The sequence below is a fragment of the Pseudomonas graminis genome, from assembly GCF_013201545.1.
Classification (GTDB): domain Bacteria; phylum Pseudomonadota; class Gammaproteobacteria; order Pseudomonadales; family Pseudomonadaceae; genus Aquipseudomonas.
In genome coordinates, this window is record NZ_CP053746.1 from 3027469 (window position 1) to 3041305 (window position 13837).

13 protein-coding genes are annotated in these 13837 nt (G+C 61.1%); 1 reads left to right on the forward strand and 12 read right to left on the reverse strand.

Going from position 1 to position 13837, the window contains the following annotated elements:
- Positions 1 to 18: 18 nt before the first annotated feature.
- From FX982_RS13570 to FX982_RS13595, 6 genes are all read right to left on the reverse strand, one after another.
- Positions 19 to 672, reverse strand: coding sequence for an HAD family hydrolase (locus tag FX982_RS13570; protein ID WP_172611151.1), 654 nt, complete (start codon positions 670 to 672; stop codon positions 19 to 21).
- A gap of 133 nt (positions 673 to 805) precedes the next feature.
- Positions 806 to 1792, reverse strand: a complete 987-nt coding sequence (locus FX982_RS13575; RefSeq protein WP_172611153.1) for an ABC transporter ATP-binding protein — start codon at positions 1790 to 1792, stop codon at positions 806 to 808.
- Between the two features lies 1 nt (position 1793).
- Entirely contained in the window at positions 1794 to 2591 is a 798-nt protein-coding gene (locus FX982_RS13580; protein ID WP_122537490.1) for an ABC transporter permease, read from the reverse strand.
- Positions 2578 to 3420 (reverse strand): ABC transporter permease, encoded by an 843-nt coding sequence (locus FX982_RS13585; RefSeq protein ID WP_172611154.1) that lies wholly within the window; start codon positions 3418 to 3420, stop codon positions 2578 to 2580. The genes FX982_RS13580 and FX982_RS13585 overlap by 14 nt, the downstream gene beginning before the upstream one ends.
- Positions 3417 to 4223, reverse strand: a complete 807-nt coding sequence (locus FX982_RS13590; protein WP_172611156.1) for an alkaline phosphatase family protein — start codon at positions 4221 to 4223, stop codon at positions 3417 to 3419. Before FX982_RS13590 ends, FX982_RS13585 begins: the two co-directional genes overlap by 4 nt.
- Positions 4224 to 4371: 148 nt before the next feature.
- Positions 4372 to 5439 (reverse strand): ABC transporter substrate-binding protein, encoded by a 1068-nt coding sequence (locus tag FX982_RS13595; protein WP_172611157.1) that lies wholly within the window; start codon positions 5437 to 5439, stop codon positions 4372 to 4374.
- 360 nt (positions 5440 to 5799) lie between these two features.
- Here FX982_RS13595 and FX982_RS13600 point away from each other — a divergent pair, with 360 nt between their 5' ends.
- Complete coding sequence (locus FX982_RS13600; RefSeq protein WP_172611159.1) at positions 5800 to 6519, forward strand: UTRA domain-containing protein; 720 nt, start codon at positions 5800 to 5802, stop codon at positions 6517 to 6519.
- A gap of 6 nt (positions 6520 to 6525) precedes the next feature.
- On the opposite strand, the gene FX982_RS13605 is transcribed toward FX982_RS13600, so the two are convergent.
- From FX982_RS13605 to minC, 6 genes are all read right to left on the reverse strand, one after another.
- A complete protein-coding gene (locus FX982_RS13605; protein WP_254074792.1) occupies positions 6526 to 8715 on the reverse strand; it encodes a mechanosensitive ion channel domain-containing protein in 2190 nt (729 codons plus the stop codon).
- A gap of 202 nt (positions 8716 to 8917) precedes the next feature.
- A complete protein-coding gene (locus FX982_RS13610; protein ID WP_108122029.1) occupies positions 8918 to 10207 on the reverse strand; it encodes a M18 family aminopeptidase in 1290 nt (429 codons plus the stop codon).
- 818 nt (positions 10208 to 11025) lie between these two features.
- On the reverse strand, positions 11026 to 11661 hold the full coding sequence (locus FX982_RS13615) for an RluA family pseudouridine synthase (protein WP_172611160.1): 636 nt from the start codon (positions 11659 to 11661) through the stop codon (positions 11026 to 11028).
- Between the two features lie 151 nt (positions 11662 to 11812).
- Positions 11813 to 12067, reverse strand: coding sequence for a cell division topological specificity factor MinE (minE, locus tag FX982_RS13620; protein WP_037013831.1), 255 nt, complete (start codon positions 12065 to 12067; stop codon positions 11813 to 11815).
- The gene (gene minD, locus FX982_RS13625) at positions 12067 to 12879 is read right to left on the reverse strand and encodes a septum site-determining protein MinD (RefSeq protein WP_037013830.1); all 813 of its coding nucleotides are present in this window, start codon (positions 12877 to 12879) and stop codon (positions 12067 to 12069) included. Before minD ends, minE begins: the two co-directional genes overlap by 1 nt.
- A 201-nt stretch (positions 12880 to 13080) precedes the next feature.
- On the reverse strand, positions 13081 to 13827 hold the full coding sequence (gene minC, locus FX982_RS13630) for a septum site-determining protein MinC (protein ID WP_122537815.1): 747 nt from the start codon (positions 13825 to 13827) through the stop codon (positions 13081 to 13083).
- Positions 13828 to 13837: the final 10 nt, after the last annotated feature.

The following is a 13837-nucleotide window of genomic DNA, read 5'->3' on the forward strand; positions in this document are numbered from 1 at the left end:
CGGAGGCGGCTGAGACAGCTACTTCCAGTGATGAATCGGCCAGCCGGCCTTTTCGGCGTGTTCACGCAGCGTCGCGTCGGGGTTCACCGCGTGGGGGAAATCCACTTTCAGCAGCAGGGGCAAATCGTTGCGCGAATCTGAATAGAAACTAGCGCCTTCGAGGTTCTCGCCTTCCTGATCCAGCCATGCCATCAAGCGGGTGATTTTGCCTTCGCGGTAGGTGAGCACGCCGGTGGTCTGGCCGGTGTACACACCATGGGCGAGCTCCAGATCGATGGCCAGCACCTCATCAACGCCGATGCGCTCGGCAATGGGCTTGACCAGGTGCACGCCCGACGCGGAGATGATCAGAATGCGGTCACCGGCGGCGCGGTGTTCGGCGATGGCCTTGGTAGCGTCGCTGAAAATGATCGGTTCGATGTAATCCTCGACCCACGGCCCCACCAGAAAATCCACTTCCTCCGGCGTGCGCCCGATCATCGGGTCCAGGCTGAACGCCATGTAATCTTCCATGGCCAGCTCGCCCTTGCCGTAGGCTTCCATCAGTTCGTGGTCCTTCTTCATGAACCACTCCGGATCGACCCAGCCCAGCCGGCCCATCTGCTCGCTCCACAGGCTGGAGCAGTCACCGTGGATCAGGGTTTCGTCCAGATCGAAAATTGCTAAAGACACGCGCGCGCTCCATTAATCAGTGTGGATTCGGTCGGCGTCTGGCGCGCAGCTACAAGTTTCAAGCGGCAAGCTGCAAGAGGGAGCGGCGGTGATCCAGCTTTTTCTTGCAGCTTGTCGCTTGAAGCTTGCCGCTTCAAACAGCACATAACGCCGACGCTTCGATGTGCAGGGTGACGCGCTGGCCGTTCGGGTGCAAGTCGCTGGCCGAGCGGTTGAGCACGTCGACCACCAGATCCACGCCTCTAGCCTCGACGCGATAGCGAATCACGTTGCCCAGCAGGCTGTGGCTGCGCACCTCGCCCTCCAGCGAGCCGGTGAGGCTCAATTGAATGGCTTCCGGGCGAATCGCTACGCGGCTGTTGATCGGGCGTTGCATCAAGCGGCTGGCGGCGTCGGCTTCCAGCAGATTGTAGTTACCGATGAAGCCTGCGGCGAAGGCGTCGACCGGGGCGGTGTACAGGGTTTCGGCGTCGCCGCTCTGCACGATCCGGCCCTGATTCATCAGGAAAATCCGGTCGGACATGGTCAGCGCTTCTTCCTGATCGTGGGTCACGAAGATCGTCGTCAGGCCCAGCTCCTGCTGAATGGCGCGGATCTGCTCGCGCAGGTGCTTGCGGATGCGCGCATCGAGGGCCGACAGCGGCTCATCGAGCAGCAGCAGGCGAGGACGGGTCACCAGTGAACGCGCCAATGCCACACGCTGACATTGCCCGCCCGACAGCTGATGCGGATAGCGCGCGGCGAACTCGTTCAGCTCCACCAGCTTCAGCACCTCGCCCACCCGCTGCTTCATTTCGTCGGTACTGACTTTCTGCATGCGCAGGCCGAAGGCGACGTTCTGCTCCACGTTCATGTTGGGAAACAGCGCGTAGCTCTGGAACACCATGCCGATGCCGCGTTTCTGCGGTGACACCGGCACCAGGTCTTTGCCGTCGAGGAAGATCCTGCCGCTGGTCACCGACGTCAGCCCCGCGATGCAGCGCAGCAGGGTGGACTTGCCGCAGCCGGACGGGCCGAGCAGGGTGACGAATTCGCCTTTGTGGATGTCGCAATTGATGTCGCTGAAGACCGCTGTGCTGCCGTAATTCTTCTGCAGGTTTTCGACACTGACGAAGCTCATATCAGTCTTTGTCCTTGTTCAGTCGGTTGGCCGCCCACGTCAGCAGCAGTACGAAAAAGAAGTAGGAAATCACCAGCGCGCTGTTGAAGTGACCGCTGCTGTTGCGCATGTTGTTGAGGTACACCTGCAGGGTCTCGTAGCGGGTGCCAACCAAAAGATTGGCGAACACGAATTCGCCGAACAGGAACGAGAACGACAGCAGCAGGGCAATCATCAGGCCCTTGCGCAGGTTCGGCAGCACCACCAGAAACGCCGCCTGAAAGGTATTGGCGCCGAGCAACTGGGCCGCGTCCATCAGGTCAACCAGGTTGATCGCTTGCAAGTTGTTGGTGATCGCCCGGTACATGAACGGCAGTGCCACCGTGAAGTAGCAGCCGATCAGAATCCACGGCGTGCCGACCATCGCCAGTGGCCCCGAACCGTAGAGCTGCAACAGACCCACCGAGGACACCACCGGCGGCACCGCGAAAGGCAGCAGGATGAGGATGTTCATCAGCGCGTCGAGTTTGGGGAAGTGGTAATGCACGACGAACAGCAGCGGCAGAATCAGCACCACCGAGAGCACCAGCGCGCCGACGCACACCAGCAGCGACTGGCCGAACGCGCGGAGAAAACGCGGATCGCTCCACAGCGCGACGTACCATTTGTAGGTCAGCCCGTCGGGCAGAATGGTCGCCGACCAACTGGTGGCGATCGAATACACAAAGGTGCCCAGCAGCGGCGCGAGCAGAATCAGAAACAGCAGGTAGACCACGACGCGGTGGTAAAGCCCCGGCGGGCGGCGTTCAGCGCGAGACATGGTAGCTCCTCTTCAACAGCCACTGATGCACGACCGTCACCAGCGTCATCATCCCCACGAGAATCATCGCCAGGGCGCTGGCCATGTTCGGGTCCAGCGTGATGTCGCCCGCGACCATCGCCGCGATGCGGATCGGCAGCACGTTGAAATTGCCGGTGGTCAGCGCGTAGACCGTGGCGTAGGCGCCCAGCGCGTTGGCCAGCAGGATCACGAAGGTGCCGAGCAGCGCGGGTGTCAGCACCGGAATCCCGATGTGGCGCCAGAAATCCCAGCCGCTGGCACCCAACAAGGAGGCCGACTCACGCCAGTCTTCCCGCAGCGCGTCGAAGGCCGGGTAGAGCAGCAGGACGCCCAGGGGGATCTGGAAGTAGGTATAGAGAATGATCAGGCCGGTTTTCGAGTACAGATTGAAGTCATCGATGATCCCGGCCTGCTTGAGAATCAGCGTCAGCGCGCCGTTGAAACCGAGCAGGATGATGAAGGCAAACGCCAGCGGCACGCCGGAAAAGTTGCTGGTCATGTTGGCGAAGGCGCTGACGAAGTCCCTCAGCCTCGACGGGACCTTGCGCAGTGAATAACTGCCGAGGATCGCGATGACGATGCCGATCAGGCTCGACCAGAAGCTCACCTCCAGGCTGTATTGCATGGCCTGGCGGTAGAAGCGGGAATTGAACGCTTTGACAAAGTTGTCGATGCCCCAGCCGGCGTCCGATTGCAGGCTGTTGATCGCCACCCAGGCCAGCGGCGCGATCTGAAACGCGATGAAGAACACCGCAAACGGCACGAGGCACAACAGCGCCAGCCATTTGCCGCGGCTTTGTGAATTCACTTGAGCACCTCTTTGCACACAGGTTTGTCGTGGGGCACACCGAGCAGCTCGCAGACGGTGCCGCAGATCTCGGTCTGTTTCGGTTGCGCGTCGGGGTCGAGGCTGAAGGCGTCACCGAGCACGAACAGCGGGACTTCGCGTTCTTCCGGCAGCACGCCGTTATGTGAACGGTCGTTGTTCATGCCGTGGTCGGCGGTCACCAGCACTTGATAGCCCGCATCGAGCCAGCGCTGCAGGTACTCGGCGAGAAGGATGTCGGCGGAGCGCGCGCTGTTGCGGTACTGCGGGGTGTCGAGGCCGTGCTTGTGGCCGGCGTCATCGATGTTCATCGGGTGGACGAACAAGAAGTGCGGCGCGTGGGCGGTTCGAAGATGTTCGGCGTCGTCGAACAGGTGGGAATCGGGGTAGTGATCGACGTAGTAGAAATGCCCGTGCTGAATCGGCAAGTCGACGTCGTCAGTGTGGCGGTCGCGCGCGGCAATAAACGGGCTGCGGTTGTACAGCTCACTGACCCAGTGATACGCCGCGGCGGCGGTGGTCAGTCCGGCGTCGGTGGCGTAATGAAACACGCTGCGCTGGCTGGACAGCCGTGAAACCTGGTTGTGCACGATGCCGCTGTCGATGGGCGCCACGCCGGTCAGGATGCACTCATACAGCGGGCGTGACAGCGACGGCAGTTCGCATTCGAGCTTGTACAACGCCGCACGGCCTGCGTTTCGGTAGGCCAGCAAATGCCCCATCGCATGGTGCGCCACGCTGTAACTCAAGCCGTCCAGCAGGATGAGGATGACGTTGTGTTTCATGTGCCGCTCCGGAGGGTAAATCGCCAAACATTACTGTAGGAGTGAGCTTGCTCGCGATCGCGGTATGCCTGCGACAGACAGGTTGACTGACACACCGAAATCGCGAGCAAGCTCACTCCTGCAAGGGGCCTGCATCAGCAGTAAAGGATCACTGCATCTCGACGATGACTTGCTCGTTCCACAGTTGTGGCAGGGCTTTCGAGGTTTGTTCCCAGGCTGCCGCGTCTTTGATCGGCGTCACGTTCTTGTACTGCTCGTTAGGCAGCAGCTTGGCTTGCACGTCTGGCGGCAGGGTCAGGTGTTCGGCGCGGATCGGGCGCGCGTTGCCTTTGGCCAGGTTGATCTGGCCAGCGTCGCTGAAGATGTACTCACGGGCCAGCTTGGCAGCGTTCGGGTGCTTGGCGTATTTGTTGATGATCGTGGTGTAGCCCGAGATCACCGAACCGTCGGACGGGATCAGCACAACGTAGTCGTCAGGATTGGACATCTTGGCCTTGTAGCTCAGGCCGTTGAAGTCCCAGACCACGCCCACTTCCACTTCGCCTTTTTCCATCGACTGAATCGACGGGTTGTTGATGCCCAGGCGCTTCTGTTTGGCCAGTTCGGTGAATAACTGCAGGCCCGGCGCGAGGTTGGTTTCATCGCCTTTCATGGAGATCGCAGCGGCCAATACGCCGTTTGCAGCCTGGGCCGCAGTGCTGACATCACCGATGGTGACTTTGTATTTACCGTTCTTCAGGTCAGCCCATTTGGTAGGTACGTCCGAGCCGTGCAACAGCTTTTTGTTGACGATGAAAGCGATGGTGCCGGTGTAGGCCAGCGCCCAGTGACCGTCTTTGTCCTTGGCCCACTCCGGCACTTGCGCCCAAGTGCTCGGCTTGTAAGGTTGGGTCACGCCCTTCGCCACAGCGATCGGGCCGAACGCTGCACCCACGTCGCCGATGTCGGCGCTGGCGTTGTCCTTTTCCGCATCGAACTTGGCCACTTCCTGAGCCGAGCTCATGTCGGTGTCCATGTGCACCAGACCGTACTTGGCGGTCAGGTCGGTCCAGGTGCCTTTCCAGTTCGCCCAGTCATCGGGCATGCCCACGCTGTTGACCGCGCCTTCAGCCTTGGCGGCGGCTTCGAGTGTTTTGAGGTCGGTGTCGGCGGCCATGGCCGACGTGCTCAGCGCGATGGCCGAACCCAGGAGTGATGCCAGCAAAAGGTGTTTCATTCGAAGCTCCTTTGTGCACTTCTCGACGGACTCATAGAAGTGTTCGTTGCGGATGGTTGGTCTAGGTCAGCAATACCTGAGCCAAGTTAGGCGAGTTACATGACGCTTTCGTGTCTGGACCGACTCTTGCTGGGGCAAGACACAGCCCGGGCGGGTGTTGTGGAATGAGCGTAGACCATGCTCAACCGCTTGATCTGAAAGGCTCTGATGTATCCACGGGTGCTGGCGTTGCAGTCGTTCCTGGCTGGAATGTCACGCAATGGTCATCTAGGCTGCCTAGGCTCTGGAGCACCGAAACGGGCCAGTCAACGAGCAACTTCGCCCTTTAATAGCGCTGGTCTAGTCCAGATAGGTAACGCAATGCGCGATGAAATACCCCGAGCGGTGACGACCATTTGCAACGCGCTGCAAGAACAGATCGAACATGGTCTGTTGCCGCCGGGCAGCAAGTTGCCGGCTGAGCGCAAGCTGAGCGAGGTCTTCGACACCACACGCATCACCTTGCGCGAAGCGTTGGTGCAACTCGAAGCTCGGGGTTTGATCTACCGCGAGGAGCGGCGTGGCTGGTTCATTTCGCCGCCGCGACTGGCCTATGACCTGATGCGCCGCAGCCACTTTCACGCGATGGTTCAGGCTCAGGGCCGAGTGCCTGCGACCCAAGTGATTTCCGCACGGCTGCAACCGGCTTCGGCCGTGATTTGCGGGCTGCTGCAATTGCCGGCGTTGTCCAGCGTGATCCAGATCTGCCGCGCCCGTCGCATCGATGAACGGCTGGTGCTCTACGTCGAGCACTACCTCAACCCCGATTACTTCCCGCAGATCCTCGATCTCGACCTGAGCCAGTCGCTCACCGAGCTCTACGCCAGCCATTACGACATTCGCTATGGCCAGGTGCGTTTCGAAATGGTACCCACGGCGTTACCCGTGGAAGCGGCAGGGGCGCTGAAAGTCTCCATTGGCAGCCCGGGCCTGCGCATTGTTCGGGTCAACCACGACCAGCGCGGGCGGCTGATCGATTGCGATCTGGAATACTGGCGCCATGACGCGATTCACGTAAGCGCGGTGGTGGCGGATATCTAGGCCGGCTTACACCGACGCATCGTCCTTCTTCTCACGTACCTTATTCACACGCCCGCCACTGGTGCTGACCTGCACGTTCAGGCGCGGCGTCGCCAGGTCCATGCCGGCCTCATCCAGATAACGCTTGAGCGACAGGTTGAATGCCCGCGACACTTCCCACTGCTTGATCGGCGCGGTCTTGAAGCGTGCGCGCAGAATGGCGTTGCCCGAGTCGAAACTCTCTACCCCCTGAATCTCCAGCGGCGACCAGATGTTGCGTCGTTGCAGCGGGTCGGTGCGCATCTTCTGGCCGACGTCGCGGATCATCTTCAGAGCGTCGTCGATGTTCATGCTCGCCGGAATCGCGATGCGGAAAATCGCGTACCCGAACTCCCGCGAGTAGTTCTGAATGCTTTTGATCTCGCTGAACGGGATGGTGTGGACGATGCCGTCGATGTCGCGCAGGCGCACGGTGCGGATCGTCAGCCCTTCCACAGTGCCCAAGTGACCGCCGACGTCCACGTAATCGTCGATGGCCAGCGAGTCTTCGATGATGATGAACAGCCCGGTGATCAAATCCGCCACCAGCGACTGCGCGCCGAAACCGATGGCCAGACCGATCACACCCGCACCGGCCAGCAACGGCGTTACGTTCATGCCCATGTTCGCCAAGGCGACGATCAGCGCGATGATGAAAATGGTTACGAACAGCACGTTGCGGATCAGCGGCATCATGGTTTGCGCGCGGGTATTCGCCAGGCCTTTACGCGAGCGGGTGAGGGCGTGGTGAATGGCTGTGTCGGCGAGAATCCAGATCAGCCAGGCGAACATCAGCGTGGCCGCCAGGCCAATGAGCCTGACGCTGATGTCGTGGCCGTCGCCCTCGGCGAAGCGGATCAACGACAAGCCCCATACCCGCAGGCCCAGTTCGATGAACACCAGCCAGATGAGCAAATGCGCGACCGTATAGAAGAAGTTCTTCAGGCGGTCCGAATACAGCGCGTGGCGCTTGTGAGCGTGGCTTGGCTTGAGCGAATGACGCCGTACCAGGCCGTTGATCACCATGCACATCACCAGCAGCACGGTGCAGATCAGGGCCTGACGCAATGCGGTGCTGGTGTCGCCCGCAGAGAAAAACGTGGCGAACAGCGAAACGCCCACCAGCACCAGCGCTGGCAGGTACCAGAACGTGCCGAGAACCTCGATGCTGTCACTCAGGGCGCGGCGTTTGAGGCGACGCTCAAGTGCCTGGTTTCGGATCAAATGGGCGATCGGGCGACGGAAGCGGATGATGAACAGGCCGGTAGAAAGCGCGGCCATGACATTGGCCAGGGTCGCGGCGGTGTGCGCCAGGTGCACGCCGAGGCTGGCGACCAGACGCGGGTCGCTCAACGCCTCGCCGAACGCGGCAAAGCTGCCAATCCACCACAACGGCCGAAATGCCTGATGCCGCAGGATATAAAGCGCCCGGTGCCGGTGCGGGCCGTCCAGCAGAGAAAACGCGATGACACACACCGCCGAGAACAGCGTGCCGACCACCAGCGCGTAGGCGAGCACCATCGCCAGATCCCGGCCCAGGGACGGCGGCAGCGAGTAACTCAGGTAGATCGTGATCACCAGCGCCACCAGCCACGGGCCCAGCTTGCGCAACGCGAAACGCAGCATGTCCGACAGGCGCGGGTGCTGCGGAAGCTCGGCAGACAGGCCGAAGCGCAAACGAACCTTGTGGCCTAGCCAGATCAGCGCTGCCGCCAGCAGCCCCCAGATCGCCAGGACCACGGCAAAGCCCCAGATGATCGGCCACCACTGGTTGGCCGGCAGCATCAGCGCCATCAGCTCGTCCTCCGCCATACCCGCCTCGTCCGCCCAGCGGCTGAGCGGGCTGTCTGCGCCGGTGAACTGTTTTTCCAGCTCGGCAAGCGAGCTGCCGATGAGGCCCAGCACGCCTTGCTCCACCGTCGGCTGCGCTTTCTTGGTGGCGTCCCGCAGTTTCTTCAGGTCATCGAGCAACTTGCTGCGCTGTTGATCGTTTTCCAGCGACGTAATGACCTCGTCCAGCGACTGTCCCAACGGTTCCTGGGCCTGAGGCTGCGTTTTGTCACCGCCACTCAGCAGACTCGGCAAGCCAGCGGCGTGGGTCAACGCAAACGGGAACAGCGCCAGCAGGCAAAGCAGGAAGAGGCGGGGCAGAAGGGAAAGGCGGGTGGGAGCGATCACCTGGAAACAAACCTCGAATAGACAGGCGCTTGGAGTAGCGCGGTATGGGAGCCGTGCAGGGTCAAGCAGAGGCGGATGAGTTTACGAGGGGATGGGGGGTGTGGCGAGGGGGAATTGTGAAGTCCGGGACAGCGCGATGTGCAGGCCGTTTCCATGACCTGTGAAGGACATGGATCGGCCCGCTCTTAATTGTGGCTTGAGATCAAGGCAACTCGGCACTCGCGTAGAACGCCGACAGCACCTTCACCAGATGCGCCAGGTCCTGGCTGCCCGCCAGTTCGCGGATCGAGTGCATGGCGAAGGTCGGCAGGCCGATGTCGACGGTGCGCACGCCAAGGTGGCCGGCAGTGATCGGGCCGATGGTCGAGCCGCAGGCCATGTCGCTGCGCACGACGAAGCTTTGCACCGGGACTTCTTCGGCCATGCACAGGTGACGGAAGAAACCGGCGGTTTCGCTGTTGGTGGCGTAGCGCTGGTTGCTGTTGACCTTGATCACCGGGCCGGCGTTGAGTTTCGGGCCGTGGTTGGCGTCGTGCTTCTCAGCGTAATTCGGGTGCACGCCGTGGGCGTTGTCGGCGGAGATCAGGAGGGACTTCTGAATCGTGCGCACGTAGTCGTCGCCTTCCGGCAGCAGCCGTTGCAGCACTTGCTCGAGCATCGGGCCGTCGGCGCCGCACGCGGACGTCGAGCCGACTTCTTCGTGGTCGGTGCAGATCAGCAGGCAGGTTTCGTCGCCGTCGGCATTGAGCAGCGCTTGCAGCCCGGCGAAGCAGGACAGCAAGTTGTCCAGGCGGGCGCCGGCGATGAAGTCACCGTTGAGGCCGATGACCGCGGCACTCTGAGTGTCGTAGAAGCTTAGTTCGTAATCGAGGACGACGTCAGCGTTCAGGCCGTGTTCGCGAGCCAGTTGATCAGTCAGCAGGGCGCGGAAGTCGGGGCGCTCGTCACCGGCGACCTGGGCCAGGATCGGTGGCAGTTCGGTCTGCGGGTTGATTGCCCAGCCTTCGTTGGCAGTGCGATTGAGGTGGATCGCGAGGTTGGGGATGATCGCGATCGGCAGCTTGAAGTCGATCAGCTGGCTTTCGACTTTGCCGTCGCGGCGGAAGGTGACACGGCCGGCGAGGGAGAGGTCGCGGTCGAACCACGGCGCAAGCAGGGCGCCGCCGTAGACTTCGACGCCTAGTTGCCAGAAGCCCTGACGTTGCAGTTCGGGTTGTGGTTTGACGCGCAGGCACGGGCTGTCGGTGTGGGCACCTACGAGGCGAATGCCGCCGGTGAGGGGCGACAGGCGACCGAGTTTGAAGGCGACGATGGAGGAGTCGTTGCGGGTGACGTAGTAGCGGCCGCCGGCTTCGGTGTACCAGGGCTCGCGTTCGTCGAGGCGCTGGTAGCCGGCGCCTTCGAGGCGTTGGACGAGGCTGGCGGTGGCATGAAAGGGGGTGGGGGAGGCCTTCAGGAAATCGATAAGGCCCTGATTCAACTCTTCGCGCATAGGTTACTCCAGGCAGCAATGGGCGGGAGTTTACAGGCCAATTTCAGTACGGGCGAGCGCCTGAGATCAAGATCAACGTCAAGAGCGTCTGCCTGGGGGCAGACTGTTTCGCCTTCGGCGAGTTACTTGATAAAGCCCCAAGTAACCAAGGGCTTGTGCTCCTGGTTGGGCTCCTCCTTCGTCGGAGTGCCTTCACTCCGGTCTCGCTCCGTGGGCCCGCGCCGAACGGACATCCATGTCCTGACGGCGCTCTCGCCGCATCCATGCGGCTCGGCCCACTGCGCGAGACCTGCGTTCAGCCTGCACCCAAGTCGCGATTGATGTCGTCTGGGATTCTTGTGGTTGAAGATCAAGATCAAGATCAAAAGCTTCCCGGCTGAAGCCGGTCCTACAGTCGGCGCCAATCCCACAGTCGGCGCCAATCCCACAGTCGAGGCCAATCCCACAGTCGAGGCCAATCCCATTGATGCATGCGATTTCCTGGTAGGACCGGCTTTAGCCGGGAAGAGGCCAGTATGTGCGCTGGTAGTTTTGCAGACCGCCCCTTTCCGTGTGGGAGCGAGCTTGCTCGCGAATGCTGTTGCTGTTGCTGTGCTTTTGATCTTCCTACACAAAAAGTCCAGACACCGCAAAACGCGACTTTGGTGCAGGCTGAACGGAGCGGGACCGGAGTGAAGGGACCCCGAGGAACGAGGGGACAAACCGAGAGCAGGCACCCTTGGTTACTTGGGGTGCTTTTCCAAGTAACTCGCCGAAGGCGAAATGATCCGCCGTTAGGCAGATGCTCTTGATCTTAAGTCTGTACTGACTAACAACGATCAAAACGGCGCCGGGCACTCGAACCGAACACGCTCGCCCGTCCCCGGATGGGTAAACGCCAGCATGCTTGCATGCAGACACAGCCGCGGATACGCCGCCAGCGCCTCCGGATGCGCATACAAGCCATCGCCCAGCAACGGATGCCCGATCGACAACATGTGCACCCGCAACTGATGCGACCGCCCTGTAATCGGCGTCAGCTCAACCCGACAATGCGAGTCATACCGCTCCAGCACCTTCCAGAACGTCAACGCATGCTTGCCCAATTCATGATCCACCACATGACGCGGCTTGGTCGGCGGATCGTAGCGCAACGGCAAATCGATACTGCCACTGTCCAGTGCCGGCTGACCCCAGGCCAGTGCCGTGTAGGCCTTCTCCGTCTCGCGGTCATGAAACTGCCGAGACAACTCACGGTGGGTGTCCGCGTCACGGGCCAGCAAAATGATCCCGGACGTTTCCCAGTCCAGCCGGTGGACGATTCTCGCCTCGGGGTAGCCGTTTTCCTGCAGGCGGGTAATCAGACAGTCCTTGTTATCGTCAGCGCGACCGGGGACCGAAAGCAGCAGGGTAGGCTTGTTCACCACCAGGACAGCGTCGTCCTGATGGAGGATATGAACGTTGGACAGCGGCATTGAAAGCCTCATCACTCAAACAGGCGCAGCACGATCGAAACAGCCATCGCGGCGCAGAAAACAGGTCTTCAGGAACGCCAACGGCGGCGCGCTCACCTGATCCCGCAAAGGGCTTCAGGCAACCGGGCCGCCGTGGCGACTGCCTTCTCGATCAACGATCAGGCAGGGTGATATTCAGTTCCAGAATCGAGCAGCTGCCGTCGTTTTCAAGGGCGACATGCACGTCATCGTTACCGATATTGACGTACTTGCGGATCACCTCGACCAGCTCCTTCTGCAAGGCGGGCAGGTAATCCGGGGTGCTGCGTTGGCCGCGTTCATGCGCCACGATGATCTGTAGACGCTCTTTCGCTACCGACGCGGTGCTGGGCTTTTTGTTGGCACGAAAGAAGTCAAAAATGCTCATCAGTTACCCCCGAACAGGCGTTCGAAAAATCCTTTTTTCTGTACGTCCAGGAAGCGGTGCTCACGGTCCTTGCCCAACAGACGGTCAACGGCATCGCTGTACGCCTGGCCGGCGTCGCTCTGGTCATCAAGGATGACCGGCACGCCTTGGTTGGACGCCTTGAGTACGGCCTGGGACTCTGGAATCACGCCCAGCAGGGTCACCGCGAGGATTTCCTTGACGTCTTCAACGCCCAGCATCTCGCCTTTGCTCACGCGCTCAGGGTTGTAACGGGTCAGGAGCAAGTGCTCCTTGATCGGATCTTCACCACGCTCGGCGCGGCGGGACTTGCTGGCCAGCAGGCCCAGCATGCGGTCCGAGTCACGAACCGAGGACACTTCCGGGTTGGTCACGACGATGGCTTCGTCGGCGAAATACATCGCCAGGTGAGCGCCCGTTTCGATACCGGCAGGGGAGTCGCAGACCACGTACTCGAAGGTTTCCTTGAGTTCCATCAGTACTTTTTCAACGCCTTCCTTGGTCAGCGCGTCTTTGTCACGGGTCTGGCTGGCCGCGAGGACGTAAAGACCTTCGATCTTCTTGTCCTTGATCAGCGCTTGCTGCAGGTTGGCTTCGCCGTTCACTACGTTGACGAAGTCATAAACGACGCGACGCTCGCAACCCATGATCAGGTCGAGGTTACGCAGGCCGACGTCGAAGTCGACGATTACTGTCTTGTGGCCGCGCAGTGCGAGACCGGTACCGATGGCGGCGCTGGTGGTGGTCTTGCCCACACCACCCTTGCCGGATGTAACCACGAGAATCTTGGCCAAGGTGTATCACCCCTAGAGGAAAAGGACGTTGAAGTCCCTGAAGAGCCCCTCGTGACGGCGCAACCAAAGCGGGCGAGGGCGGTGATCGGAACCCGTGACGGAATTCCTGTTCGGGAGAACAAAAAAATAGCCCGAACGTCTCGGTGCCTTCGCGTCGTTTTCGCGACGAATCAGAGTGGCTTAAAAATGGCGCAGTATCCGTTAAAGACGGGTGATGTTCAACACGTCGCCGGAGAGACTGATCTGCACACCGGCGCCCCACAGCGGATCCCGGCGCAGGTCTTCGGACACCTTGTACTGGCCGGCGATGGAGATCAGTTCGGCGACCATCTGCTGGCAGAAAATCCGTGCCTTGGTATCGCCTTTGATCCCCGCCAGCGCGCGGCCGCGCATCGGGCCGTATACGTGAATGTTGCCGTCCGCGAGCAGTTCGGCGCCGGGGCTGACCGAGGAAATTACCACCAGATCCGAGCCCTGGGCGTAGATCTGCTGACCACCGCGCACGGGGGCGGTGATGATCTTGGTGGGCTTGATCAGCGGCTCGGGCGGCTTTTCAATAATTTCCGGCTTCTTCTTGATTTCGCCTTCCGTCGGATCGAGCGGTCGCTCGCGCGCACCCGACGGCGGCAGCACCGGCAGGTCGATGGAAATGGCGGCGGCAATGTCTTCAATCCGGTTGGCGCGAATGGCCAGAGTGCGCAACCCGTGCTGGCGGCAGATGCGCATCATTGCCGGCAGATCGATCGCGCCTTCATCCGGCGGCAACTTGTCGAGCGCCAGCACCAGCGGTGTATTGCTGAAGAAGTTCGGCGCCTGGGCGACTTTTGCCGCCAGTTGACGATCCAGCGCTTCGAGGTTGTTGCGGGCCAGTTCCAGCACAGTGATGGCCAGCATGCTGCCCTTTAGCTGGAACACGGGTTCCTTGTCTTGCAATTCGATTTGGCTCATGTCGGCATAC